This is a genomic window from uncultured Enorma sp. (assembly GCA_905210055.1).
Classification (GTDB): domain Bacteria; phylum Actinomycetota; class Coriobacteriia; order Coriobacteriales; family Coriobacteriaceae; genus Enorma.
In genome coordinates this window covers 16573-41165 of the sequence record CAJLVH010000001.1, presented here as the reverse complement: position 1 = coordinate 41165, position 24593 = coordinate 16573, and the positions used below count along the sequence as shown (strand labels likewise).

The window sequence follows — 24593 nt, the reverse complement described above, 5'->3', positions numbered from 1 at the left end:
GCACTCTCCCTAGGTGGAGTCAAGCGATTTTTTCAAAATAGTTTTCCCAAAGCGGCAACTTCCTCATTACGCTGGCGATTCTCGTCCATCCGTCCGTTCCGGAAAACTCAATCGCAAGCTCGGCAGCAAGCTCCTCCTCGCGCTCTACATTGAGATACCGCGCAAGCGCGCTCGTTTGTGCCTCGTCAAAGCTCAGCTCCGCCACATGCGGTGACTCCCCGAAACACCACTGCGATAACTCGCCCGCACTACGCCGCGTGACCACGAGCCCGCCGCGCTCGGCTTGCCAACACGTCACCCGCACGCACTCCACTCCGTCGTAACCCTCGAAAAGCACGGTCTCGCCATACTCGAACGCCGCCAACGTGTCCTCCTCTCACCGCCTTCTTGCATTCATTGTACGGCAAAATAAGAACATATGTTCGTGTATTGTTTATAGAGGCCCGCCCCGCTTGTCCGCACGATGTGGTAAGGGATGCCGGAGCCACGTAATCGAAAAGGAAAAGAGGCGGCACGCTCAGCGCACCGCCCCCGTCGTCCAATAGTTCGAAAAATGCTACCCGATGCGCTCCATACCGCCCATGTAGGGACGCAGCACCTCGGGCACCGTGATGGAGCCGTCGGCGTTCTGATAATTCTCCATGATCGCCGCCATGGTGCGACCGGTAGGCAAGCCAGAGCCGTTCAGCGTGTGCACCAGGCGCACGCCCTTGAAGTTCTCGGGATCGCGGTACTTGATGTTCGCGCGGCGCGCCTGGAAATCGCCGCAGTTCGAGCAGGAGGAAATCTCCTTGTAGGCGTTGTAGCTCGGCAGCCAGACCTCGATGTCGTACGTCTGACGCGCGGAGAAGCCTAGATCGCCCGTGCACAGGCTGATCACGCGGTACGGGAGTCCAAGCTGCTGCAGGATGTACTCCGCTTCAGCAACCATGCTCTCGAGCTCATCGTCGGACTGCTCGGGCGTGGCGAACTTCACCATCTCGACCTTGGTGAACTGATGCTGGCGAATGATGCCGCGCGTGTCGCGGCCGGCGGAACCCGCTTCCTCACGGAAGCACGGCGTGCCCGCGGTGTAGCGCAGCGGCAGCTCACTCGCATCGATCACCTCGCCAGCATGGAGGTTCGTGAGCGCAACCTCGGCCGTGGGAATGAGGAACTGGTCCTCGCCCGTGTGATAGGCATCGTCCTCGAACTTGGGCAGCTGGCCCGTGCCGTACATGATCTCGCGGTTCACGATGACGGGCGGAATGAACTCCTTGAACCCACGCGCCGTGTGCGTGTTGAGGAAGAAGTTCTGCAGCGCGCGGTCGAGCGCAGCGCCAGCGCCCGCAAGTACCGTGAAGCGCGCACCCGAGAGCTTCGCGCCGCGATCGAAATCGAGGATGCCCAGGTCGGTGCCCAAATCCCAGTGCGCCTTGGGCTCGAAGCCCTCGGCCTCGAAATCGCGCGGGGTACCCCAGCGGCGACGCTCCGGGTTCTCGGACTCGTCTTTGCCCACCGGCGTCGCATCGCACGGAATGTTCGGCAGGTGCGCCATGAAGTCGTTGAGCTCGGCATCGAGAGCGCTCCGGCGCTCGGCGAGGCCCTCGATCTGCTCATTTACTTGGCGAACGGCTTCCTTCGCCGCCTCGGCCTCCTCGCGCTTGCCCTCACGCATAAGCGCACCGATGTTCTTGGACTCTGCGTTGCGCGTTGCCTGGAGTTTCTCAACCTCGGCGATCACGGAGCGGCGCTCCTCATCGAGCGCAAAGAAGCGGTCGCGATCCCACGTGGTCTGGCGGTTCGCCATCGCGGCATCGACCGCATCGGGGTTCTCGCGAACGAACTTGATGTCGAGCATACTTCCTCCGGTTTCCTTATCTCGCGGCGCTGCGCGGCGAATGAGAGCTCTTCACGCCCGTACGGGCGCGTCGATCCTGCCGCGCCGATACCGCGCTTGCATATTTAACGGGCGCGTAAGCAATTCGGGTGAACGCAGCGCGCATGCATTCGCAAGTATATACTTAATGCACGCCAAACGCTTTGGGCACATGTCCGAAACGCATGGCTGCACAGCTTTTTAACCTACCGCACGAAAGAGTACCCATGCAAGAGATCTTCTCGTTCCTGTTCGAAACGCGCACCGGACTCGCCGTCCTCTTCTTCGGCGGCATCGTGATCGCCGCCCTCGCCGCGTTCGTGCTCGAAAAGCGTACGAACAAGATGTATGTCGATCGCGGTCCTAAGAAAGACGGCGAGGACGATGGGCTGTTCGGCGGATTGTTCTAACACCGTCAAGCGATGATCGCGACCAATGGCGCACACTCGAACGCACGGGAAGCACACCATTGGTCGCAATCGCACGCTGCACCCCAAACCCCAGCTATAAGGACGCATCATGGCATGGAAACGCTTTCCCACGGAAGATGAAAACATCGACCCCTTCAACGCGCCCGATCCGGTGATGCCCATCGACGAACCCGTGCGCGAGGAGCTCGATCTCGACGATGGTGTCGCACGGCTTTCACGACGCAACGTGCGCAAGCGCTTCCAGGACGCGTCGCGTACGCCAAAGCGCGCCTACCAGCCTCCCGTGCATCACGACACGTCCAGCACGAGCTCTCATCCTGCCGTGGCTGCCCCGGAAGGTTCCTCCGACCCTGCGGATCCCGTCGCGGCCACCTCGCCCATAGCGAATGAAGAACCCATCCACGGAGGATACGACCAGGCGTCGCGCTCCAAAGTATCGGATGCATCCGACTCCCCCGCGCCCTCCCCGGTCGGTTCTTCCCACCGCGACACCCATACCTGGCACCGCACGTCTCAACAGGTACCTGCGCCAGGAGGCATCCGCGTAAGGCGCAAGGGCGGCTGCGGGCGCATGGTCATCATCCTGATTTTCGTCATGTTCGCCGCACCAACGATTGCAGGATCCCTCTTCTTTTCCTGCAGCGCATGCACGAGCGACGTCGTCGAAACCTTCTTCTCCGACGCAGACGAATACACCAACGATAACTACTCCTCAAGCTCCTCGTATGCCGACAGCGATATTGCCTCGGATGTTGAAAACCATGCCGTCATACGGGCGACAGCCGTGCTTGAAGCAATGGTCGCCGTAGACGAGACGGCTCTCGACGTCATGGAGCAAGGCGTCATCGATTCGTTCGTGGACTATCTCGGCATGACTCCCGAAGAGCTCGGTCTCGACGCGCGCGAAATCGCTGCTTGGGTGCTTGAGAACACGAGCTATGAAACGACGAGCTCCTCCGGCAGCCTCTACAGTGAAGACGACGGCTACGCCGGGACCGCGAACGTGTACTTCGATATCACCGTTCCCAGTGTGAACTCGATTGCCTCGAATATGAGCTTGGAGCTCCTTGACCACGAGATCTACGTGTATGCAGCAAATTTTGACGCGGCAGGCCTTGACCACGAACTCGTCCAGGAATTGCTCGCCGGCATTCTTTCCGGAACGTCGAGCTATTCCGTGGAATATCGCGACCTCTCCTCGTCCATGACGTTCGATGTCTCCGCCAACGAGGAGGGGACGAACATCGACCTCGAACTCGACGAGGGAACTTGGATCGAACAACTCGAATGGTTTGCCCAGATTTGGTAGCGATGGCAGTCCTGTCCACAGGGAACAGCAAGAGAACAGCATTCGCCGTTTGCCCGCGGCGCTCTTTGGTATGCTGATTGCCATGTTGTACCCGAGAATCGCGCTAGGAGACCCATGTCCTCGTTTCGTATCGCTCGCTGCGGGCTCTGCATCGCCTTGCTTGCCGTGGCATCATACATCACGATTCCGCTGGGACCTGTCCCCTTCACGTTGCAGACGCTTGTGATCGCGATGCTGCCCGTGGCGCTCGGCGGGCGCGACGCCGTTGTCACCGTTGCGCTCTACCTCTTGCTTGGCGCGCTGGGACTGCCCGTGTTCTCCGGGTTTTCCGGAGGCATCGCCGCACTCGTGGGTCCAACGGGTGGATTTCTCTGGGGCTTCTTGGCAGGCACCGCGTTTGCAGCGGGAATCCAGCGTCTCGAAGCCGTACCTGAGCCATGGCGCGAGGCGTTCGGCACAGCGGGCATGCTCCTTATCTCCTATGCGTGGGGAACGGCGCAGCTTATGGTCGTGATGGGCATGACGCTCCCCGCGGCGCTCGCCCTCGCGGTGGCACCGTTCGTGATTCCCGACATCATCAAGCTGACGGCCGGCATCCAGATCGGCCGCACCGTCCGCCGGGCGCTGCGCGCACAGCGGATGTAACATTACCCCAGGGTTTTTCGACATTGGTCAATTGGTCATCCCAGATGGTTATGATCCAATGTCGAAAAACCCCTGGGGTAATGTTACATCCCCTGAAAACGAAAGCGGCGGCACCGACTCCGGCACCGCCGCCTTTTCTACCCTTATATGCCAAGTGAAATGCTGAACCTATACCTTCGGCGTCACAGGCGGAACGTTGCCCTGCTCGTTAGCCTCGCCGGCAGCGAGCATCTGCTCGAACATCGAGGCACTCTCCTTGAAATCCGCCGGGAGCACCACGGTCGAGCTCTTGCCGGTACGCGCGAACTCCGTCATCATCTCGGTCCACTGCGTGTACATGAAGAGCAGGTTCGCCTCTTGGTTCGAGACGCCCGTCTCTTGGATGGACTCGAGCGAGTCCTTGATACCCACAGCGATAGCCTTACGCTGGTTGGCGATACCTTCGCCCGCCTTCTCCATGGCCTCGGCCTCGGCGCGCGCCTCGGTAACGCGACGGATACGATCTGCCTCGGCCAGATCCTGCGCCGCGGCCTTGGTGCGCTGCGCGGCGTTGATCTGGTTCATGGAGTCTTCGACCTCGACAGGCAGCGCGATGCGCGTGATGAGCGTCGAGACGAGGGTGAAGCCGTAGGCGGCCATCTGCTCGGATACGGTGGCGTTCACGTCCTGCGCGATGTCGTCCTTCTTGGCAAAGACCTCGTCGAGCGTGTACACGGGGATCGACGAGCGCAGGGCGTCCGTGATGAAGTCGCGCATTTGCGCCACGGGCTGCTGCAGCATGTAGTAGCTCTTATACACGCCGGAATCCGCCGGACCCGCACCCATCTCGTACGAGACGTGGTACTGCACGGAAACCTCGAGGCCGATGGTCACGTTGTCCTCGGTCTTCGCGTCGATATCAAAGCCGTTCTTCATGGTACGCAGGCTCACCGTCGCAGCCTTGCGGTCGATGATGGGAATCTTCACATGCAGGCCGGAGCCCACGATGCGATTGAAGCGACCGAGCCGCTCGATAATCACCGCGTGTTGCTGCTTCACCACGAAGAGCGCGTTCGCAAGAATCGCGATGATGAGCAGGGCGAGGACGATGAGGCCGAGCAAGCCTCCAAGCAGGTCAAACATAGGTAAACCCTCCTTTAGGGCACCTCGGGTACCGCCGATACTTCCAGCAGGTATACCCCGAGGAGCCGTCTTGAATACCCACGCGAACGTAAGCGTTCGACAAGCAAAGCTGATATCTTCAGTACCTGGTAGTGAAATAATCACTTACCCTCGATGGCATCGATAGCGCGGATGAACGCCGAACGCATGCCAGCGCGCTCGAGTTCGGCAACGCCGCGGATGGTGGTACCACCGGGCGAGCACACGGCGTCCTTCATGGCACCGGGATGCGTACCCGTGGCAAGCTGCAGACGTCCGGTGCCCGCAACGGCCTGGCTCACCATCTTGTACGCGGTCGCGCGCGGGATACCGTACTTCACCGCCGCGTCTGCCAGCGCCTCGATCATCATCGCGATGAACGCCGGCGTGCAGCCGCCGATGGCGCCCGCAACGGAAAGCAACCGCGTCTCGACCTCCACGACCGTGCCCAGCGGCTTGAAGAGCGCCTCGACGAGCCGGTGCTCCTCGGGCGTGAGCGTATGCGCCGTCTCGAGCGCGACAAGCCCCTCGCACACGGCAACAGGCGTATTCGGCATCGTCGAGATGTGGTGCACGCCGGGGATGACGCGCTCGTAGTCCTCGCTCGCCCAGCCAGCCGCCACCGAGACGACGACCTTGCCGGCCAGGCGCGGCGCCAGCGCGGGAAGCGTGCCTTCGATCAGGTACGGCTTGATCGCGATGACCACGATGTCCGCCGCGTCAACGAGCTCCTCGGCGGTCTCGCAGGCATGCATGCCGCGCGCCGCGGTGCGCTCGCACAGGGCGTCATAGTGCTTGGCGCAGGCATAGAGGCGCTCTGCTGGCATCGTGCCCGCCGCAAGCCAGCCGTCCGCGATGGCGCTCGCCATGTTTCCGAAACCCAGAAAACCAATGTTCACCGTCGTGACATCCATCGCTTCATTCCTTTCCCTCGAGCGCCCGACCGTTGTAGATGGTGCTCGGGCACTTCACGCCATTATCCCCTCTGCTCCGAGGCGATCGCCTTCACGCGCTCGAATTGAGCCATGATGTAATCGTAGTTCTCGCGCCGGTGCGGCACGGTGCAGGCGCTGCAATCCTTGATGTCACCCCGCTCGCCCACGTAGCGGAAGTTGCCCCCGCATTCGCTGCCCAAGCAATACAGCGGGCAGAAGCAAAAGAGGCAGTTGAGTTCCCCTTCCGGCATATCGTGGCAAGGGTAGAACTCGCAGGCGGTGTGGCTGAAGAACTTGTAACGCTCCGTCTCGGGCATGCTACTCGGCCTCGTCTCCCGCGTCTTGTGGCAACAGGAAGTTCGCCACGCACGCCACCACGAACGCGACCGCGATGCTGTTCGACGCGAAGATGGACTGCACGATGGGCGGGAACGCCGCGAAGATCTGCGGCACCTGCGTGAAGCCCACGCCCACGGCGATAGCGAGCGCCGCAATGGTCACATTGCGCTGGGTGAACCCTGCCTCGGCGAGCATCTGGAAACCCGAAAGAGCGATGTTGCCGAACATGATGATGGTGCATCCGCCGAGCACCGCTTCGGGCAGCGAGTTGAAGACCGCGGCGACCGCCGGCGCGAATGCCGCAAGGATAAGAAGCACGCCGCCGCAAGCGATGACGCGGCGATTCACCACGCGTGTCATGGCGACAAGCCCCACATTCTGCGCGAACGACGTGATGGGCAGACAGCCGAACACACCAGCGACCGAGGACACCAAGCCATCGGCCGTGATGGCGCCCGACAGCTCGCGATCGGTGGGCACGCGGTCGAAGCCCACCTTCGTGAGCGCGGTGGTATTGCCCATGACCTCGACAGAACTCACCAGGTAGAGCAGGGCAATCGAGATGATGGCGCCGAGATCGAACTCCGGCGCAAAGGGCAGAACGTGTGGAACGGAAATCGGCGCGAGCCCCGCGAACGCGCTGAAATCGACCTTGCCGATCACAACGGCGAACGCGTACCCCACAACCAAGCCGAACAGCACCGAGAGCTGCTTCTTCGTTCCCTTGGCGAGAACTTGGAACGCAAGGCAGCTCACGAGCGAGATGCACGCAAGCAGAAGGTTTTGCCAGCTGCCGAAATCTTTGGCGCCGCTTCCTCCGCCAAACGACTCCGCACCTACCGAAAGCAGGGAGAAGCCGATCGTCGTCACCACGATGGCAGAGACGACGGGCGGTACGAAGCGTCGCCAGAAACGCACCGTGAGACCGAGCACGCCCTCCACGAGGCCGCCCACGATGATGGCACCCACCGCAACGTTGTAGCCACTCGCCGCGACGATTGCGACCACCGCTGAAACGTACGTGAAGCTGATACCCGTGACAATGGGCAGGGCACCGCCCACGCGCCACAGGGGAAAGAGCTGGATGAGCGTGCCGAGCCCCGCCATAAGCAGAGCGTTTTGGATGAGCACCGCAGATTGCGCGGGATCCATGCCGGCAGCGGCCGCCACGATAAAGATGGGTGCGAGATTCGCCACGAACATCGCCAGCACGTGCTGGATGCCATAGGGCAGGCCGTGCGCGATGGGAATCTTCGCGTAGAAGTCGCACAGCGCGTGCGCGGTGTCCGGCGTCTTCTGGTGCTCGGTGGAAACAGTCTCGTTTTTTGCCTGCTCGCTCTTTAGATTCGAGCGTTCGTCTTTGCGAGCAGACATTATCGGAACTGCACCTCACCAGTCTCGGGATCCATGGATTCAACGATAGCGAGCGACTGGAGGTCGTAGCCGCGCTCGCGCAGACTATCGCCGCCACCCTGGAAGCCCTTCTCGATGGCGATGCCGATACCCTCCACGATGACGCCCGCCGCTTCGCAGAGCTCGATGAGGCCGTTCAGCGCGCAGCCGTTCGCCAAGAAGTCATCGATGATGAGTACGTGCTCCCCCTCGTTCAAAAAGCGCTTGCCTACGATCACGTGAAAATCCTTCTGCTTGGTGAAGGAATGGATCGACGTGGCGTACTGCTCGCCGTCGAGGTTGATGGACTGATATTTCTTCGCGAATACCACGGGGACGTTTCCGAAGTGCTGCGCCGCCACACACGCGATGCCGATGCCCGAAGCCTCGATGGTCAAGATCTTGTCGACCTGCTTGTCGGCGAACAGGCGCGCCCATTCGGCGCCCATATGGTCGAATAGCTCCACGTCGCACTGGTGGTTGAGGAACGCGTCGACTTTGAGGACGTTCCCCTCCTTCACGGTGCCTTCTTGGACGATACGCTGTTTGAGCTCTTCCATCGTGTGCATCCCTTTGCTCGTAGCCTGCGTCCGACATCCCGCCGGAACCGATTCCACCAGTATACTGAATGATAAAATCCAAACAGGCTGTTTTTCATCATTCGAAGAGAGCGCCCGCATGAACGAACCCCGCATCCTCATCGTCGAGGACGATGCCGATATCAACACCATCGTCGCCATGCGACTCACTCGCGAGGGCTACGCGTGCATGCAGGCATATTCCGGATCGGAGGCGCGGCTGCTGATAGGCGGCACACCAGGGGCCACGAACGACGCCCCCGCGTCCGCCTTCCCCTTCGACCTCGTGATCTGCGACCTCATGCTTCCCGGTCTCACCGGCGAGGAGCTCACCGCACTCGTGCGCGAGCGCACGGCCGAGACGCCCATCGTCGTGATCTCTGCCCGTACCGACACCGCCGACAAGATCGACCTTTTGAAGCTCGGTGCAGACGACTACCTCACGAAACCGTTTGACCTCGATGAACTTGCCGCGCGCGTCGCGGTGCAGCTGCGGCATCGAGGTCATGGCGCAAGCCTGGAAATCGCGCGCGAGGGCGCGGCAAACACGGCGGGCGCAACGCCGTCTTTGCGCTTCCGCTCGTGGACGCTCGATGCCGAGGCGCGCACGTTCACCGCCGCAGGCGCGCCCGTCGACCTCACCCGCACGGAATTCAACATCGTCGAGATGCTCATGCGTCACCCCAAACGCGTATTCAGCAAGCAAGAGCTCTTCGAGGGCGCATGGGGCGAGGCCTATGCAGCAGACGATAATACCGTGAATGTGCATGTCTCAAACATCCGCGCCAAACTCAAGCCCTCTGGTACGAGCGACTATATCAAGACCGTCTGGGGCATGGGTTTCAAGCTCGTAGAATAAGGATCGGAGACTCCCAGCAGGACAGCCAAACGTCAAGTCTTTCCAGGGGTTCCGGCAGACCAACCTCCCCCATCTTTAGACTTTCTTTAATGTTGCTCAATGGTTGCTGAAACATCGGGCTCCATACTCGTGAGTCAACGAACGAACCCCCTGCGAGAAAGGAACTCGCCATGAACGTCATCGAGACGCACGGACTCACGAAGTCGTATGGCGCCACGCGTGCCGTCGACAGTCTCGACATGCGCGTCGCCCGCGGCGATATCTACGGCTTCGTAGGCAAGAACGGCGCCGGCAAATCCACGACCATGAAGATGCTCGCCGGCCTGAGCACACCCACTGCGGGCTCGATGAAGCTCTTCGGTACCGAGGCCGAGAACACGCCTGCGTTTTCCAGCACATTCTCGCGCATCGGCGCCCTCATCGAAAACCCCGGCCTGCTGCCGAACTTCTCGGCATTCGAAAATCTCATGATGAAGGCACTCTCCATCGGCGTCGTAAACCCCCGCGTACAATGCATTGAGCTCCTGGAGCTCGTCGGCCTCGACCCCGTGAACCCGCGAAAGACCAAGAAGTTCTCCCTCGGCATGAAGCAGCGGCTGGGACTCGCGCTCGCGCTCGTGGGCTCGCCCGATCTGCTCCTGCTCGACGAGCCCTTCAACGGCATCGACCCCGAGGAGACGCGTGCGCTGCGCGGTGCACTCATGCGGCTCAACCACGAGCGCGGCGTGACGATGGTTATCTCGAGTCATGTGCTCGACCAGCTCAATCGCATGGCGACGCGCTTCGGCGTCATCCGCGCGGGGCATATGGTCAAGGAGTTTACCGAGGATGAGCTACACGCCGCATGCGGGAGCTCCGTGCGCGTGAAGACGACCGATCCCGCGCGCAGCCTCGCCATTCTCGAGGAGCATCTGCCCGGCGCAGCCTTCCGTGCGGAACCGGACGGCGGCATCGTTATCACCGGAATGGCCGGGGCGCGTCACGCGGCAGCGTCCTTCGGCGGTGCAGCGAGCGATGCCGCAGCGACGGGCGCACCCGCGGCAGAGGACGTCTCCCGCGTGCTCGCGGCGGCGAACCAGACCATCATTGAGTTGAGCGTGCTCGAGCGCGACTTCGAAGAGTACTTCGTCGAGCTCATGGGGGCGGATGCTGAACCCTCGTCCACGCATGCCGAATCGAGGCGATGACCATGGAGAGTCTCATCCTCGACGCCGTGCTCATCGGCGCCATCGCGTACCTGCTCTCAACGGGTCGTCGTCGCTAATGTCCCAAAATGCACCTGTCCCTTTTTGGGACATGAATGGAGCTACCATGTTGAATCTTCTGAAAGCCGACCTCTATCGCATCACTCGGCCTCGCGGCCTGCGCGGCGCGTTCTGGCAGTACCTCGCCGTGTGCGCTGTCCTGTTCTTCCTCGTCTACATCGTCCTGTGGATGATTGCCGGCGGTTTCGACTTCTCCACAGGCGTGGTCACGAGCGTCACGACGTTCGCCTCACCCAGCGCCATGCTCGGCAGCGCGCTGGGCGACCTCTTCCCGCTTATTGCCAGCTTCTTCATGGTCGAACACGTACTCAGCGACTTCAAAGAGGGCTTCGTGCGGAACATTGTATCGTCGCGCACGGGCAAGCTCTCGTACTTCGCTGAGCGAATCGTGTTCGCGGGCATCGTCACCATTGTCTTCTTCGTAGCGATCTCACTCATGCTATTCATCCTGTGCATGGCTATCGGCGGACGCTTTGAGATGATGGACACACCGCTCGCGTTTGCGAGCTGGGCGGTCGCGACCTGTTTGAACACGTGGGCTCTCTCCGTGCTCTCGCTCATCATCGCCTACGGGACACGCATCACCCACGTGAGCTACATCGCCGCGTTCTGCCTGTGCAGTTCGCTCGTGCCCGAGAGCCTCATGCTCACTTCCGGCCTCATCCAAGCATTTGCGCCCGGCTTTATCGGCATCGCCGACGCGCTGAGCGAGCTCGTGTGCTGGATGCCCTCGAACCTCGTGTCGTGGCTGAGCGCAGGCGGTTCGCAGGGCATGGCTGAGGGCTGGGGCTCGCTCGGTGCTGCGCTACCCGGCGGCGGCTTCACGCAGGCGCTCGTGGCTCCCCTACCCTGGCTCGCCGCAGCGAGCGCCCTCGTCCTCGTCATCTGCCGCAAGCGCGACGTGTAACCCTATGAGAAGGTGATACCCTGATACCAGATCCGGGGTATCACCTTCATTCCGGCGCCCTTTCCCAAACACCCACCCTCGCCGTCCATGCACGGATGGCTTCCCGTCGTTCGCAAAGGAGGCGCGCATGCTCGCTGTCGCCATGCTCGCGCTCGGAATGGGTCTCGGTGTCCTCATCGCCGCCGCCCTCTACGCGACCGAGCTCAAGCGCATCGCAACGTTCCTGCGCACGCGCAACAAGCACAGCAACGCCCGCGTGACCGCGGGAACCCCCGCACCCGGCATACACGAGCTTGCCTCGGTGATCAACGACGGCCTCGAGGAGACCTCACGCGAGCGCATCGAGGCGCTGCGCAGCCAAGAGGAGTTCCAACGCGACCTCTCCGCCCTCTCGCACGACATCCGCACGCCGCTCACAGGTGCCAAAGGATATCTCCAGCTTGCACTCGATGAAACAGATGACGACGTTCGCACGCACCACCTCGATGCCGCCGCCGCACGCATCGACAGCACGACCGAGCTTCTCGACGCGCTCTTCGCCTATACGAAATCGACCGATCCAGACCTTTTGCTCACGCCCGAGGTGGTTGAAGTCGAGGCGGCAATCGAGCGGGCGCTGCTTGCGCACTACCCCGAATTTGAAGCTCGAGGTTGGGAACCCCGCATCTCGTGCGCCGAAGGCACGACCATCCTCGCCGACCGCGACGCGCTGGCACGCATCTTCGACAACCTCATCGTAAACGCCCTCCGCCATGGCGCAGACGCGCCCCGCGTCTCCGTGCGCAGCGAAAACAAAACCACCCGCATCGAATTCGCCAACGCCGTCGTCCCAGGAGCGCACATCGATGCCGATCGGCTCTTTGACCGATTCTACCAGGCAGATTCCGCGCGCAACTCCTCGGGCAGCGGCCTTGGACTCGCCATTGCCGCAAACCTCGCGCGCGCCATGGGCATGGAACTTTCTGCACATGTTGAAAAAGGCGACGGCGGTGCGCCCGATAGCCTGGTCATCGCCCTCGTCAGTCGCAACAGGTAAATCATCCGTCCCAGCAGACAGGTTGCAGCACCCCAGGGTTTTGACGTCGGCCGTGCGGTGGCTTTTGCAAGCAGCGCATCAGACTGCGTTGAAAAGCAGCTTGGGCACGGTAGCCTATCGCGCGACCCACGCCATTCGCGGAGCCATTCGTCCAGCATCGCAGAGCATCCACATTTCGCCCACGCGAATGTGAGACACTGTATATTCACTCCGGGGTGCTTAGAACGCCCGGACGATAACGATAGGTGCGAAGTGCGTAGCAAGGTTCTCGAACATATCTCGTCGCCGCATGACGTGCACGCTCTTCCCGCGGAGGACTTGCCGAAGCTCTGCGCCGAACTGCGCGACGCGATCCTTGCGAACGCCTCCGCCATCGGCGGGCACCTCGCACCCAACCTCGGCGTCATCGAGCTTACCGTCGCGCTGCACCGCGTGTTCGACTCCCCACACGACAAGATCGTCTTCGACGTCTCGCACCAATGCTATGCGCATAAGGCACTCACCGGACGCGCCGCGGCCTACCTCGACCCCAAAGCGTTCGGCACGGTCTCTGGCTTCTTGAGCCCGCGCGAATCTGAACACGACCTCTTCTCTATCGGCCACACCTCGACCTCGGTGAGCCTTGCCTGCGGCCTCGCGAAAGCCCGCGACCTCGCCGGCGAGCACTACGACGTCGTCGCGGTCATCGGCGACGGCTCGCTTTCCGGCGGCCTCGCATTCGAGGGCCTCGACAACGCTGCGGTACTGGGCAGCGGCATTATCATCGTCGTGAACGATAACGACCAGTCCATCGCCGAAAACCACGGCGGCATCTATGGCACCCTCGCCGAGCTACGCGCCACGCACGGCGCCGCGGAATCGAATATCTTCCGAGCCCTGGGCTTCGGCTATACCTACGTCGAAGCGGGAAACGACGTACAGGCACTCGTGGATGCGCTCGAATCCTTGCGCGGAACGGATCGACCCGTGGTGCTGCACATCCATACCAAAAAGGGCGCTGGCTACGCGCCCGCCGAGCGCGCACCTGAGCTCTGGCACCATGTGGGTCCCTTCGATCTTGAGACCGGCGAGAAGCGCAAGCTTATCGGCGGCGACGTGCCGGCCGGCGGTTATGCGGACCTCACCGCGCGCCACCTCCTCGAGCGCATGGCGCGCGACCAGCGCGTCGTTGCCATCACCGCCGGCATGCCCTATGTGCTCGGCTTCACGCCCGAACGCCGCGCGCAGGCCGGGTCGCAGTTCGTGGACGTCGGCATCGCGGAGGAGCATGCGGTCACCTGCTCTGCGGCGCTTGCCGCGAGCGGCGCGAAGCCAGTCTTCGGCGTATACGGAGCCTTCCTACAGCGCGCGTACGATGAACTGTGGCACGACCTCTGCCTCAACAGCGCGCCGGCGACCATCATCGACATCGGCGCTTCCGTCTTCGGAGCGAACGCCGAGACGCACCTCAATTACTTTGACCTCTCGATGCTCGGCAGCCTGCCGAACCTCCGCGTGCTCGCGCCCGTCTGCCTGGAGGAATACCTCGCGATGCTCGATTGGTCGCTCGACCAGCGCGAGCGCCCCGTCGTGATTCGCATGCCCGTCGGTGCGCCCGCGTCGCGCCCGGAGCTCGCGCCCGCAAACAACGCGGTATTCGATACGCCCTCTTACCAGGTTGTTCGCAAAGGCGAGGACGTTGCGATCCTCGCACTCGGCGGATTCTTTGGCTTGGGCGAGCGCGTGGCGGACGACCTCGCTGAACACGGCGTGCAGGCGACGCTCGTGAACCCGCGCTACGCCACGGAGCTCGACGAGGCGCTCCTGCGCGCGTTACCCGAGCGGCACCACACGATCATCACCCTCGAGGACGGTGTGCTCGAGGGTGGCTGGGGTGAGAAGGTCGCGCGCTTCCTGGGCGCAAGCGGCATACGCACGCGCTGCTACGGCATCCCCAAGGGCTTCCCCGACCGCTTCGACCCGCAGGAACTCCTTGCGAGTTGCAGCATCACCGTCGAGGGCATCGCGAACGATACCCTGAAGCTGCTTCGCGCGTAGCCTTCGACCCTAATCGAACTCGTGCAGCGCCTGCGAGAGCAGCGTGAGCCCCTCGCGGAGCGTCTCCTTGGGCGCGCAATAACCCAGACGCGCGCCGCACGGCAGCTCGAAACGGCTGCCCGGCACGAGCAGCACACCGCGCTCGTGCAAAAGCTTCAGGCAGAACTCCTCGTCGTTCATAGGAATGTCGAACTGGATGTACGAGGTCGACACGCCCTTCGGCGCCACCCAGCGCACGCGCGGCTCCTCGTCCACCCACGCCTGTGCGATAGCGCGGTTCCCGAAGACGATGGCGCGGTTCCGTTCCAGAATGCACTCGCGGTTGCGGAGCACATGCACGGCAAGCGCGTCGTTGAAGATGCCGCCGCAGATGAGCGTGTAGTCGCGGTACGTGCGGATGCGGTTGGCCACCTCTGCATTCGACACCGTCCAGCCGATGCGCGCTGCGGGGACCGAATACGTTTTCGAGATGCTGTTCGTCACGACAGCGCGGTCGTACAGGTCTGCCATCGACACGAAACTCTCGGTATCTTCGAGCGGCAGATAGACTTCGTCGGAAAGCACGTACGCCCCTACCGACTGCGCGATCTCGACGATCTGCTCGAGCATCTCGCGCGAAAGCACCGTGCCGAGCGGGTTCGACGCGTTGTTGATGCAGATGAGCTTCGTGTTCGGCCGCACGAGCCGCTCGAGCTCGGCGATGTCGGGCTGCCAGCCCAGCTCCTCCTTGATGTGCCAGTACTCCACCTCCGCGCCGAGCGTGCGGGGGATCTCATACAGCGACTGGTACGTGGGATACTCTGCGATCACGTGGTCGCCGGGCTCCACAAGGGTCATGAGGGCGAGCAAGTTCGCGCCGGTGGCACCGTTCGCTTGGAGTACGTTTTCTGGATCCACGTTTTGATACAGGCTAGCGACCTCCTGCTTGAAGTCCGGCGATCCCTCAATCCAACCGTAATTCATTTTCTCGCGCCCGAGTTGCTCGTAGAAACCCTGGCCATCCGAGCCATCGAGCTTCAGAATCTCATCCATGGTGAGCGAGGCAATCGTAGACTGCGCGATATCCACCGTCGCACTCTTCTCGTGCACGTTGAGCCAGTCCTCGACGCCGATGGTCTTGATCTTCATGGTAAGACCTCCTAACGACAGCGGTTATGCCCAGACTACTCGCAGGGAGCGCCCATGTCGAGAGGAAAGCGCATCCTGCGGAGGTTAAACCCCACAGTTCGACACGAGTCTGCCACGTGGGTTCTCCATGCCGTAGTACACTAATATGTTAGGAATACCTCAGCACGAAAACGAGGGGGACACATGCTTCGAATCGGATTGCTCACGAGCGGCGGCGATTGCCAGGCGCTCAACGCCACTATGCGCGGCATCGTGAAGACGCTCATCAATAAGAGCAAGGAGTCCGTGGAGATCTATGGCTTCGAAGACGGCTACCAGGGTCTTATCTACGGACGCTATCGCAAGATGGAGCCCCACGATTTCAGCGGCATCCTCACGCGCGGCGGCACCATCCTAGGCACAAGCCGCACCCCGTTCAAGCTGCTCGACACTCCCGAGGCCGATGGCGTGGAGAAGGTTCCCGCCATGATCAAAACGTACAAGCAGCTGCATCTTGACTGCCTCTTCATGTTGGGTGGCAACGGCTCCACGAAGACCGCAAACCGTCTCTCGCAGGAGGGTCTCAACGTCATCGCGCTGCCCAAGACGATCGACAACGACACGTGGGGAACCGAGATGACCTTCGGCTTCACGAGCGCCGTCGAGATCGCCACGAAGTGCATCGACGACATCCACACCACCGCGTCGAGCCACGGCCGCGTGTTCGTCGTCGAGATTATGGGACATAAGGTGGGCTGGATCCCGTTGTACGCGGGCGTCGCCGGCGGCGCGGACGTCATCCTCATCCCCGAGATCCCCTACAACATGGACAACGTGATTCGAACGATCGAAGAGCGTGACGCCGCAGGCGGCAGGTTTGCCATCCTCGCCGTCGCGGAGGGAGCCATCTCCAAAGAGGACGCCGCCCTTTCCAAGAAGGAGTACAAGAAGAAGGTCGCGGCGCGCACAAGTCCGTCAATCGTGTATGACATCGCGCGCGAGATCGAAGACCGCACGGGTCGCGAGACGCGCGTTGCCATCCCGGGGCACACGCAGCGCGGCGGCATCCCCGATGCACAGGATCGCATCTTCGCCACGCAGTGCGGCGTCGAGGCGGCGCTCGGATGTCTGGCGGGCGAGTATGGCTATATGATCGCCCAGGTAGATCGCAAGATGACGCGCATCCCGCTCGAAGAGGTCGCCGGCAAGCTCAAGTACGTCGACCCGGAAAGCGACCTCGTGCGCGAAGCAAAGGCGCTCGGCATCAGCTTCGGCGACGAATAGGTCGGGCATCTCGCCCTACAACCCTACAGACCAAGCGCCGCCTTTGCTGCGTCGGCAATACGGGAGAGGTCGTCATCGTTCGGGTGCGCAAGGGCGGCGTCGAAATTGTCGATCATCGCCTGGATGCGCTCGTCACCAGGATGTTCGGCAAGCATGCCCTCGTAGCGGTGGCGAATACCCGCGCCCATTTTGCCCTGGCACATGGCACCGCCGAGGTATTCGGCATCTTCGGGCAGCTTCTCGCGCACGCCGGCAAGGATGCGCTCGAAGTACTCGGGTGCGCCGCCGAAGCCCGCGGTGCCGAAGAGGAACACGCGCTTGCCGCCAAGCTGTGCAAGCACATCTGCCACATCCTGCGTGCAGGAACCCTTGTCGCACCAGAATCCTACGAGCACGGCATCGGCCGTTGCGGCGTTAGATGCCGCAAGCGCGTCCGCCGCACCGCCGTGGGCGATTTTCGCAAGCGCTACCTCGGCGCCCTCGTTTGTGAGCGCCCGCTCGAGCGCCTCCGCCACCAGCTGGGTATTTCCACTGGCACTGTTATAGAGAATCGCGTACTGCATAGTGCCTCCAATCGACTCGTCCACACCGTACCCAAAACGAGCGTCAAATTACCCCAGAGGTGCTTTTACATGCGAGCCCCAACCACCAGCCAATGGGGACGGGGGTTATTGGCTGGTGCGCAATCGTTACAGCTCGCGATGCTCGTAGAGCTTGAGCGAGATAGCAGCGGAGATGGTGAGCAGCACCGCGGAGGCAACCACACAAGCGGCGACACCGACCACCATGCCCGCTGGCGTCTCAAGCGCAACGAGAACATTGGACAGGAGCTCCATGCCTGGAATCCCGCCATCAAGCATGCCGCTATTACCCAAAACCACCACCGGTACAACAAAAAGGAGCACGATCACGGTCGGAAGAATCTGCGTCGCGCGCGTCTGACCCAGACGGAAATAGATCGGCGTTACCACCGAGGCAACCGTTGCGCCGATGAGCAGCGTGAACGCCGTGACGAACAGCATGACTCCCAGCATATCCGCATCAAACGCGAACGCCTCGGCGATATCGCTCGGCAGCGGAATGAACGAGGCGATCGCTGTCGTCACGCATGCGGACACAAACCCCACGACCATCCCTATGCTGCCCAACGTCACGATGGCGGCGTAACGGCCACACACCACGTCGCGTCGAGAAAGCGGCAGCGTAAGGCGGAAAAGACCCCAATGATTGAGCTCATCATAGGCGGCAAGACCCATCGAAGCCATCATGAAGAACATGCAGGTGAGTGTTGCAGGCATCGCAAGCGGCGTCTGCATGCCGAACCCGATGCACAGCGAGACGACAATTCCAAGGCCGATGAGCTGCCGAGCGTAATCACGGAAGATGGTCAGCTCTATGAGATATGCGCGCTTCATTTATCGCACACCACCTTTCAAGGTGAGGGTGAGGTAGTCGTCGATGGTCATGCGGTCGACCGGCACCTGCGGGAACTTCTCGTTGAACGCGAAGCGGTCGGGAACGAGCAGGTCGATGCCGTACTCGTGCTTGCGGTAGCGCAGCTCGTTCTCGGGGATGAAGCCGCTCGCCGCGATGCGCTCGAAGTCCGCCACGCGGCAGCGCGCGATGCCCATATCGTCCGTGATGGCGTCTTTAACAAGGTCGAACGTGATGCGACCATTATCGATGCAGAGCACACGATCCGCGATGCGCTCGAGGTCGCTCGTAATGTGGCTACTCATGAAGATAGCGTGCCCCGGTTGCTCGACGAATACGCGCAGGGTATCGAGGATCTCGTCGCGTGCCATGGGGTCGAGGCCGGCCGTGGCTTCATCAAGAATGAGCAGATCTGCGCCGTGGGAAAGGGCACACGCAAGCGAGAGCTTCATGCCCATGCCGCGCGAAAGCGCCTTGACGGTCTTTTTAGGATCAAGGTCGAGTTCGCCGGTAAGCTGAGCAAAAAGGCGAGGATCCCAACTAGTATACGTGCGCGAATAGATGCGACCAACATCCGCCACCTTGAGGTGATCGGGCAGCGAAATGGCGTCGAACACCACACCGATGCGTTCCTTAACCTGCGCACCTTCCGAGCGGGAAAGCTGCGCGCTCGGCGTACCCAGCACGCTTCCCTCTCCCTCGTCGAGCTCGATAAGCCCCAGGAGCGCTTTAATGGTGGTCGACTTACCGGCGCCATTCTTTCCTACAAAGCCTACAACCTCGCCTTCGTCCACCGTGAAGCTCACATCCTGAAGCGAGAACCCATCGTAATGCTTCGTGATACCGTGTGCTTCGATAAGCGGTTTCATATCCTTCAACTCCTTAAGTCATTGGTGACAGGTCTAGACGCACGAGCCTCTGCCTCTACACCTCGAGCGCAAGCGCGAACATCTCCTGGAGCTCGCCATCCGAAAGACCGATAGTGCGACCTTCCGACACTGCTTTGCCGAACAGCTCCTCGATACCGCGCAGCTGCTCTTCGCGGATAAGCTCGGCGTTTCCGCCGGCTACGAAGCAGCCCTTGCCTTGCACCGTCTCGATGAAACCAGCTGCTTCGAGGTCGGTGTAGGCACGTTTCGTGGTGATGACGCTTACACGCAGGCTGTTCGCAAGGGCGCGGATGCTGGGAAGCTGCTCTCCCTCCGTGAGCTCGCCCGAGAGAATCGCTGCCTTCACTTGATTCGCGATCTGCTCGTAAATCGGTCGATTGCTTGCATTTGAGATGATGATCTCCACACGACTTCCTTTCGTATCGCCGTCGAGGCGTCCCTCAAACGGCCGACGGAATCGCTTGACGTCCCAACGCCCCGCCAACCGAGTATAGTGTATATACTCGATAGCTACAGTATATACACAGTTATACACAGCGCAAGAGGTTTTTTGGAAAAATCGACGTCTTTCGCAAGGACATTCCGCGCCTCGAGCAAAACCGCTCGCGTCTCGCACAAAACTTTCGGATATCAACGGTTGTTTTGCCTAGCGCCGAGTAGCGAGTGTTTTCAGATATCTGTTACCTGGGGAAACGTCGACAATGTTGCGCGTCTACTCGACGACTTTGAAAACAACCGTTGATATCCGAATCTTTTGTCGTCGCAGAGCTTGCCGCCGGGGGACTTGCCGCCGCAGAGCTTGCCGCCGGGGGACTTGCCGCCGCAGAGCTTGCCGCCGCGGGGCACGAAACACCCCAGAGATGTGGCGTTAGAAAACCCCTAGGGTAAGGGTAGTTTTACGTCGCTTACGCTTCGGCGAACTGCGAGTTGTAGAGCTCTGCGTAAGCACCGCCGCGAGCGAGCAGCTCATCGTGCGTACCGCGCTCCAGAATCTGGCCGTCACGCATGTATAGGATGCAATCGGCGTTGCGAATCGTACTCAAGCGGTGCGCCACGATGAAGCTCGTGCGTCCTGCGACCATCTCGTCGAACGCCGCTTGAACCTGCAGCTCGGTGCGCGTATCGATCGACGATGTCGCCTCGTCAAGCAGAAGAATGGCCGGATCGGTGAGCATGACGCGCGCGATGCACAGCAGCTGCTTCTGACCCTGACTGAACGTACCGCCATCCTCGGGAATCACCGTATCGTAGCCCTGCGGCAGCGCGCGGATGAACGAGTCCGCATGCGCGCGCTTGGCCGCCGCGATGACCTGCTCGCGCGTCGCGCTCGGCATGCCATATGCAATGTTGTCGTGCACCGTGCCCTCGAACAGCCAGGTATCCTGCAGCACCATGCCGAACGCGCGCCGCAGGCTCGCCCGCGTGAGGCTGCGTACTGGCTCGCCATCGATCCGCACCTCACCCGCATCCACGTCGTAGAAGCGAAGCAGCAGGTTGATGAGGGTCGTCTTGCCGCATCCCGTGGGACCCACCAGCGCGAAGCGCATGCCGGGGCGCGCATGCACGCAGATATCGCGCAGCAGCGGACGCTCGGGCACATAGGAGAAGTCCACATGGTCGATTTCAACCTCGCCGGCGGGTGCCGCAAGCTCGCGGGCATCGGCGGCATCGGGATCTTCCTCTGTGGCGTCAAGCAGGGCGAACAGACGCCGCGCCGAAGCATAGGCCGTCTGAATCTGCGTGATGACGCTCGTGATCTCGTTGAACGGCTTGGTGTACTGGTTCGCGTAGGAAAGGAACGTCTGCACCTCGCCCACGGTGAGCGCGGCGGGGATGCCCGTGATCACGCACGCGCACCCGATGATCGCCACCACGGCGTAGATGATATTGTTCACGAAGCGCGTCCCGGGGTTCGAAAGCGAGCTCAGGAACTGCGCGCGCTCGCCCGCGGTGTACAGCTCGGCATTGATGGCGTCGAAACCCGCCTGGGCCTCGTCACCGTACGCGAATGCATCGACGAGCTTCTGGTTGCCCACGAGCTCCTCGACATACCCGCCAAGCTGACCTTGCGTGCGCTGCTGCGCGGTAAAGCTCTTGTTGGAGAACTTCGCGATAAGCGACGCCACGAGCACGGAAAGCGGGGTCACGAGCACCACGACCACCGCCATGGGCACCGAGATGGAGAGCATGAACACAAGCGTGCCCACGATGGTCACCACACCGGTGAAGAGCTGGGTGAAGCCCTGCAGCAGGCCGTCGCCCACCTGGTCGACGTCGTTCACCACGCGGCTGATGAGGTCGCCGTGCGCGTGGCTATCGATGAACGAAAGCGGCATGCGGAAGAGCTTGTTATTCGCCTCCACGCGCATATCACGCACCGTCTCGTATGAGAGGCGGTTCACACAGTAGCCCTGCAACCATTGGAAGGCGGCCGCGCCCACGATCACGAGCGCGAGTTGCTGGATGAGCGGGAGCAGCGCGTCGAAGTCCACCGCACCGGCAGAGATAATGAGGTCGATGCCGCGGCCGATGAGGATGGGCACATAGAGCTGGAGCACCACGGAGAGGGCGGCAGAGATGAACGAGATGCCGAACGTCACGGCATGCGGGCGCACGTAGGAAAGCAAGCGCCGCGTAACCTCACCGGTGCTATAACGCTGCGCGGAGCCGGAACCGCTGCCGCCGGCGCCGGGACCGCCGAGATCGTTCATGTTGGAGTCCTGACCGGAGATGTTCGACGTCACCGTAGCGACCGAGCCAACCGAAGCGTACGGGTTTGCCATCTACGCCACCCCCTCTGCATGCGACGAACGCGATAATTCCAGTCCAGAGTCCAGACCTTCACCAGGCGCCGGTTTATTGAGTCCCAGCTCCTCGCGCTTGAGCTGCGAGAGGCAGATCTCCTGGTAGACCTCGCACGAATGCAAAAGCTCGTCGTGCGTGCCGAGTCCCACGACCTTTCCGCGCCGCATGACGCAGATGAGATCCGCGTCGCGCACAGATGAGACGCGTTGCGAAACGATCACCGTGGTAAGCGGCGCCGCAGGATTCACCGCTTCGTTTGCAGGCGCATCGGCCGCGTCCGCTACGTTCTTGCCGGCCAGCCAATAACCCCCGTCCCCAATGGGTGGTTCATTGCTGGCTTGCGAGCGGGAGCGGATCGCATGGCGCAGCGCAGCATCCGTTTTGAAGTCGAGGGCAGAGGCGGAATCGTCCAGAATGAGCACGAGCGGCTCCCCCACGAGCGCGCGGGCGATCGTAAGGCGCTGGCGCTGGCCGCCCGAGAAGTTCTTGCCGCCCGCCTCGACCGGGCTATCCAGGCCTTCCGGGAGCTTGCGCACGAACTCCGCCGCCTGGGCGCACTCGAGCGCGCCCCACAGCTCATCGTCCGAAGCGTTGGCATCGCGCCAGCACAGGTTCGAGCGAATCGTGCCGGAAACGAGCGATGCCTTCTGCGGAACGATACCCACCGCGTGGCGCAGCTGCTTGAGCGGCCACGTGCGCACGTCGCAGCCGAACACCTCGACCGAACCTGACGTCGTGTCGTACAGGCGCGGGATGAGCGAGACAAGCGTCGACTTGCCCGAACCGGTACCGCCGATGACGCCGAGCGTCTGCCCCGGGCGCAGCGCGAACGTCGCGCGGTCGACGGCGTTCACGGCAGACCCGGCGAACGCATAACACGCATCGTCCATGCGAAGCGCCGGAGCACCCGCCGCGAGCGCAGCCTCTACATCGACAGGCGCGGCGCCCTCATCCGAAATGCTCGGCTCACACTCAAGCACCTCGTTCACACGAGCGGCTGAAGCACTCGCTCGCGTGAACACCACCACGAGATTCGCCACGTACACGATGGAAAGCAGCGTCTGCGTCATGTAGTTCACGAATGCCATGACCTCGCCCTGTGTGAGCGCGCCCACGTTCACCTGGATGCCGCCCGCCCAGAGGATCGCGCACACGCCGAGGTTCATAACGAGAAACGTCACCGGGTTCAGCACGCTCGAGAGCTTGCCCACCGCGATGGCGGTCGCCGCTTGGTCCGCCGCCGCATCGCGGAAGCGATCGCGCTCGTGGTCTTCGCGCACGAACGCCCGCACCACGCGCGCACCGGAAAGCCCCTCGCGGCAGATGAGCGCAATGCGGTCGAGCTTTTTCTGCATGCTCTGGTAATACGGCACGCAGCGCGCCATAACGACCCAGAACACGAGCCCGATGAGCGGCGTCGAGATAAGGAAGATGAGACCGAGCTTCACGTCGATGGCGAGCGCCGCCACCATGGAACCCACGGCAAGGAACGGCCAACGGATGAGCTGGCGAATACCGAGCGCCACGGCGAGCTGCACCTGGTTCACGTCGTTGGTGATGCGTGTGATAAGCGATGGCGTGCCGAAACGGTCGAGCTCGGCGTACGAGAGCCGGTTGATGGAGCGGTAGAGGTCACGGCGGATGTCCGTCCCCATGCCCTGCGAGGCGAGCGCGGCCATCTTCTGGCACACGAGCGTGAACGCCATGCCAATCGAGGCCATGATGAGCAAGAGCAAGCCGTAGCGCAGTACGACGGGAAGGTCGCGCGCGCCGACGCCCTCGTCGATCATGCGCGCAATGACGAGTGGCGTGAGCAGGTCGAAGAACACTTCAAGCAGTTTGCAGGCGGGCCCTGCGATGAAATAGCGGCGGTATGCGCCGGCGAATCGGCGAAGAAGGGTAAGCATGGGCTCCTTCGATATCGAGATCAATTCGTCAATCCTCGAAATGATACGCCGGGCACTGCCACGCTTCCATAATCAGGCGGTAAAAAATGCGACATAAACCATGGATTGCAGGGAAGACACGACATCCGTAGTGCGGCCGACGTCCCGCGTGGCCTTCGGAGGATTGCGGCAAGCCGCCCCACGCGGCAACTCGCCAAAACAAAACGCCCCGTGCGCTCGATGGATCCGGGTGCCCGGCAGAGGCTCCTTATGGCTGCTTCCTCCCGGACCTGACCAGGTTCGGAACATATCGTCACCCGAACCCATCGAACGCGCAGGGCGTCCTGTTATCTTATCGGTTTCCCTCTCGAATGTAAAATAACCCCAGCGACTTTTTTACATGAGACTCGGTGCGGGCGGCATCAAATTACTCCAGGGGTTTTCGACATTGGCCAA

Annotated in this window: 23 protein-coding genes and 1 other RNA gene; 9 read left to right on the top strand and 15 right to left on the bottom strand. The window is 61.9% G+C overall.

Annotated elements, in window-relative coordinates:
• Positions 1 to 19 precede the first annotated feature (19 nt).
• Both QZ079_RS00200 and serS read right to left on the bottom strand, forming a co-directional pair.
• Positions 20 to 364: a hypothetical protein gene (locus QZ079_RS00200; protein ID WP_297033479.1), complete on the bottom strand. Its 345-nt coding sequence runs from the start codon at positions 362 to 364 to the stop codon at positions 20 to 22.
• Between the two features lie 192 nt (positions 365 to 556).
• Positions 557 to 1840 (bottom strand): serine--tRNA ligase, encoded by a 1284-nt coding sequence (serS, locus tag QZ079_RS00195; RefSeq protein WP_297033476.1) that lies wholly within the window; start codon positions 1838 to 1840, stop codon positions 557 to 559.
• Between the two features lie 245 nt (positions 1841 to 2085).
• Here serS and QZ079_RS00190 point away from each other — a divergent pair, with 245 nt between their 5' ends.
• The 3 genes from QZ079_RS00190 (at position 2086) to QZ079_RS00180 (ending at position 4243) form a co-directional block, all read left to right on the top strand.
• Positions 2086 to 2268, top strand: a complete 183-nt coding sequence (locus QZ079_RS00190; RefSeq protein ID WP_291289706.1) for a DUF6724 family protein — start codon at positions 2086 to 2088, stop codon at positions 2266 to 2268.
• Positions 2269 to 2377: 109 nt separating this feature from the next.
• Positions 2378 to 3598 carry a hypothetical protein gene (locus tag QZ079_RS00185; RefSeq protein WP_297033473.1) on the top strand — a complete coding sequence of 407 codons (1221 nt, stop codon included), beginning with the start codon at positions 2378 to 2380 and terminating at the stop codon, positions 3596 to 3598.
• Between the two features lie 114 nt (positions 3599 to 3712).
• Positions 3713 to 4243, top strand: coding sequence for a biotin transporter BioY (locus QZ079_RS00180; protein ID WP_297033469.1), 531 nt, complete (start codon positions 3713 to 3715; stop codon positions 4241 to 4243).
• Between the two features lie 168 nt (positions 4244 to 4411).
• Here QZ079_RS00180 and QZ079_RS00175 read toward each other — a convergent pair whose 3' ends face one another.
• The 5 genes from QZ079_RS00175 to QZ079_RS00155 form a co-directional block, all read right to left on the bottom strand.
• Positions 4412 to 5365: an SPFH domain-containing protein gene (locus tag QZ079_RS00175; RefSeq protein WP_297033466.1), complete on the bottom strand. Its 954-nt coding sequence runs from the start codon at positions 5363 to 5365 to the stop codon at positions 4412 to 4414.
• A gap of 140 nt (positions 5366 to 5505) precedes the next feature.
• The gene (proC, locus tag QZ079_RS00170) at positions 5506 to 6297 is read right to left on the bottom strand and encodes a pyrroline-5-carboxylate reductase (protein ID WP_297033463.1); all 792 of its coding nucleotides are present in this window, start codon (positions 6295 to 6297) and stop codon (positions 5506 to 5508) included.
• A gap of 62 nt (positions 6298 to 6359) precedes the next feature.
• Entirely contained in the window at positions 6360 to 6635 is a 276-nt protein-coding gene (locus tag QZ079_RS00165) for a cysteine-rich small domain-containing protein (protein ID WP_297033460.1), read from the bottom strand.
• Between the two features lies 1 nt (position 6636).
• Positions 6637 to 8031 carry a nucleobase:cation symporter-2 family protein gene (locus QZ079_RS00160; protein WP_297033457.1) on the bottom strand — a complete coding sequence of 465 codons (1395 nt, stop codon included), beginning with the start codon at positions 8029 to 8031 and terminating at the stop codon, positions 6637 to 6639.
• Positions 8031 to 8609: a xanthine phosphoribosyltransferase gene (locus tag QZ079_RS00155; protein WP_291289713.1), complete on the bottom strand. Its 579-nt coding sequence runs from the start codon at positions 8607 to 8609 to the stop codon at positions 8031 to 8033. Before QZ079_RS00155 ends, QZ079_RS00160 begins: the two co-directional genes overlap by 1 nt.
• A gap of 118 nt (positions 8610 to 8727) precedes the next feature.
• Between QZ079_RS00155 and QZ079_RS00150 the strand changes: the two genes are divergently transcribed.
• From QZ079_RS00150 to QZ079_RS00130, 5 genes are all read left to right on the top strand, one after another.
• Positions 8728 to 9486, top strand: a complete 759-nt coding sequence (locus tag QZ079_RS00150) for a response regulator transcription factor (protein ID WP_297033451.1) — start codon at positions 8728 to 8730, stop codon at positions 9484 to 9486.
• Between the two features lie 170 nt (positions 9487 to 9656).
• The gene (locus QZ079_RS00145; protein ID WP_297033447.1) at positions 9657 to 10673 is read left to right on the top strand and encodes an ABC transporter ATP-binding protein; all 1017 of its coding nucleotides are present in this window, start codon (positions 9657 to 9659) and stop codon (positions 10671 to 10673) included.
• A gap of 124 nt (positions 10674 to 10797) precedes the next feature.
• The gene (locus QZ079_RS00140; RefSeq protein WP_297033445.1) at positions 10798 to 11658 is read left to right on the top strand and encodes a hypothetical protein; all 861 of its coding nucleotides are present in this window, start codon (positions 10798 to 10800) and stop codon (positions 11656 to 11658) included.
• Positions 11659 to 11785: 127 nt separating this feature from the next.
• On the top strand, positions 11786 to 12694 hold the full coding sequence (locus QZ079_RS00135) for a HAMP domain-containing sensor histidine kinase (protein WP_297033439.1): 909 nt from the start codon (positions 11786 to 11788) through the stop codon (positions 12692 to 12694).
• Between the two features lie 252 nt (positions 12695 to 12946).
• The gene (locus QZ079_RS00130) at positions 12947 to 14731 is read left to right on the top strand and encodes a 1-deoxy-D-xylulose-5-phosphate synthase (RefSeq protein ID WP_297033436.1); all 1785 of its coding nucleotides are present in this window, start codon (positions 12947 to 12949) and stop codon (positions 14729 to 14731) included.
• 9 nt (positions 14732 to 14740) lie between these two features.
• Here the strand turns inward: QZ079_RS00130 and QZ079_RS00125 are convergent, their stop codons facing one another.
• A complete protein-coding gene (locus tag QZ079_RS00125) occupies positions 14741 to 15859 on the bottom strand; it encodes an aminotransferase (protein WP_297033433.1) in 1119 nt (372 codons plus the stop codon).
• Positions 15860 to 16042: 183 nt separating this feature from the next.
• Between QZ079_RS00125 and QZ079_RS00120 the strand changes: the two genes are divergently transcribed.
• Positions 16043 to 17122, top strand: a complete 1080-nt coding sequence (locus tag QZ079_RS00120; protein ID WP_297033430.1) for a 6-phosphofructokinase — start codon at positions 16043 to 16045, stop codon at positions 17120 to 17122.
• Between the two features lie 23 nt (positions 17123 to 17145).
• Here QZ079_RS00120 and bilS read toward each other — a convergent pair whose 3' ends face one another.
• The 7 genes from bilS to ffs form a co-directional block, all read right to left on the bottom strand.
• Entirely contained in the window at positions 17146 to 17685 is a 540-nt protein-coding gene (bilS, locus tag QZ079_RS00115) for a flavodoxin family protein BilS (protein WP_297033426.1), read from the bottom strand.
• Between the two features lie 126 nt (positions 17686 to 17811).
• On the bottom strand, positions 17812 to 18537 hold the full coding sequence (locus tag QZ079_RS00110) for an ABC-2 transporter permease (protein ID WP_291289212.1): 726 nt from the start codon (positions 18535 to 18537) through the stop codon (positions 17812 to 17814).
• Positions 18538 to 19425 (bottom strand): ABC transporter ATP-binding protein, encoded by an 888-nt coding sequence (locus tag QZ079_RS00105; protein ID WP_297033421.1) that lies wholly within the window; start codon positions 19423 to 19425, stop codon positions 18538 to 18540.
• Between the two features lie 55 nt (positions 19426 to 19480).
• Positions 19481 to 19852 carry a GntR family transcriptional regulator gene (locus QZ079_RS00100; protein ID WP_291289210.1) on the bottom strand — a complete coding sequence of 124 codons (372 nt, stop codon included), beginning with the start codon at positions 19850 to 19852 and terminating at the stop codon, positions 19481 to 19483.
• Between the two features lie 499 nt (positions 19853 to 20351).
• The gene (locus QZ079_RS00095) at positions 20352 to 22229 is read right to left on the bottom strand and encodes an ABC transporter ATP-binding protein (RefSeq protein WP_297033412.1); all 1878 of its coding nucleotides are present in this window, start codon (positions 22227 to 22229) and stop codon (positions 20352 to 20354) included.
• Positions 22230 to 24158, bottom strand: a complete 1929-nt coding sequence (locus QZ079_RS00090) for an ABC transporter ATP-binding protein (RefSeq protein WP_297033408.1) — start codon at positions 24156 to 24158, stop codon at positions 22230 to 22232.
• A 213-nt stretch (positions 24159 to 24371) separates the two neighbouring features.
• Positions 24372 to 24467, bottom strand: an RNA gene (gene ffs / locus QZ079_RS00085) — signal recognition particle sRNA small type.
• Positions 24468 to 24593 lie beyond the last annotated feature (126 nt).

Excerpts from the sequence above, each read along its gene's own strand:
- serS (WP_297033476.1), bottom strand. The coding sequence starts at position 1,840 with ATGCTCGACATCAAGTTCGTTCGCGAGAACCCCGATGCGGTCGATGCC.
- QZ079_RS00190 (WP_291289706.1), top strand. The coding sequence starts at position 2,086 with ATGCAAGAGATCTTCTCGTTCCTGTTCGAAACGCGCACCGGACTCGCC.
- QZ079_RS00185 (WP_297033473.1), top strand. The coding sequence starts at position 2,378 with ATGGCATGGAAACGCTTTCCCACGGAAGATGAAAACATCGACCCCTTC.
- QZ079_RS00180 (WP_297033469.1), top strand. The coding sequence starts at position 3,713 with ATGTCCTCGTTTCGTATCGCTCGCTGCGGGCTCTGCATCGCCTTGCTT.
- QZ079_RS00175 (WP_297033466.1), bottom strand. The coding sequence starts at position 5,365 with ATGTTTGACCTGCTTGGAGGCTTGCTCGGCCTCATCGTCCTCGCCCTG.
- proC (WP_297033463.1), bottom strand. The coding sequence starts at position 6,297 with ATGGATGTCACGACGGTGAACATTGGTTTTCTGGGTTTCGGAAACATG.
- QZ079_RS00165 (WP_297033460.1), bottom strand. The coding sequence starts at position 6,635 with ATGCCCGAGACGGAGCGTTACAAGTTCTTCAGCCACACCGCCTGCGAG.
- QZ079_RS00160 (WP_297033457.1), bottom strand. The coding sequence starts at position 8,031 with ATGTCTGCTCGCAAAGACGAACGCTCGAATCTAAAGAGCGAGCAGGCA.
- QZ079_RS00155 (WP_291289713.1), bottom strand. The coding sequence starts at position 8,609 with ATGGAAGAGCTCAAACAGCGTATCGTCCAAGAAGGCACCGTGAAGGAG.
- QZ079_RS00150 (WP_297033451.1), top strand. The coding sequence starts at position 8,728 with ATGAACGAACCCCGCATCCTCATCGTCGAGGACGATGCCGATATCAAC.
- QZ079_RS00145 (WP_297033447.1), top strand. The coding sequence starts at position 9,657 with ATGAACGTCATCGAGACGCACGGACTCACGAAGTCGTATGGCGCCACG.
- QZ079_RS00140 (WP_297033445.1), top strand. The coding sequence starts at position 10,798 with ATGTTGAATCTTCTGAAAGCCGACCTCTATCGCATCACTCGGCCTCGC.
- QZ079_RS00135 (WP_297033439.1), top strand. The coding sequence starts at position 11,786 with ATGCTCGCTGTCGCCATGCTCGCGCTCGGAATGGGTCTCGGTGTCCTC.
- QZ079_RS00125 (WP_297033433.1), bottom strand. The coding sequence starts at position 15,859 with ATGAAGATCAAGACCATCGGCGTCGAGGACTGGCTCAACGTGCACGAG.
- QZ079_RS00120 (WP_297033430.1), top strand. The coding sequence starts at position 16,043 with ATGCTTCGAATCGGATTGCTCACGAGCGGCGGCGATTGCCAGGCGCTC.
- bilS (WP_297033426.1), bottom strand. The coding sequence starts at position 17,685 with ATGCAGTACGCGATTCTCTATAACAGTGCCAGTGGAAATACCCAGCTG.
- QZ079_RS00110 (WP_291289212.1), bottom strand. The coding sequence starts at position 18,537 with ATGAAGCGCGCATATCTCATAGAGCTGACCATCTTCCGTGATTACGCT.
- QZ079_RS00105 (WP_297033421.1), bottom strand. The coding sequence starts at position 19,425 with ATGAAACCGCTTATCGAAGCACACGGTATCACGAAGCATTACGATGGG.
- QZ079_RS00095 (WP_297033412.1), bottom strand. The coding sequence starts at position 22,229 with ATGGCAAACCCGTACGCTTCGGTTGGCTCGGTCGCTACGGTGACGTCG.
- QZ079_RS00090 (WP_297033408.1), bottom strand. The coding sequence starts at position 24,158 with ATGCTTACCCTTCTTCGCCGATTCGCCGGCGCATACCGCCGCTATTTC.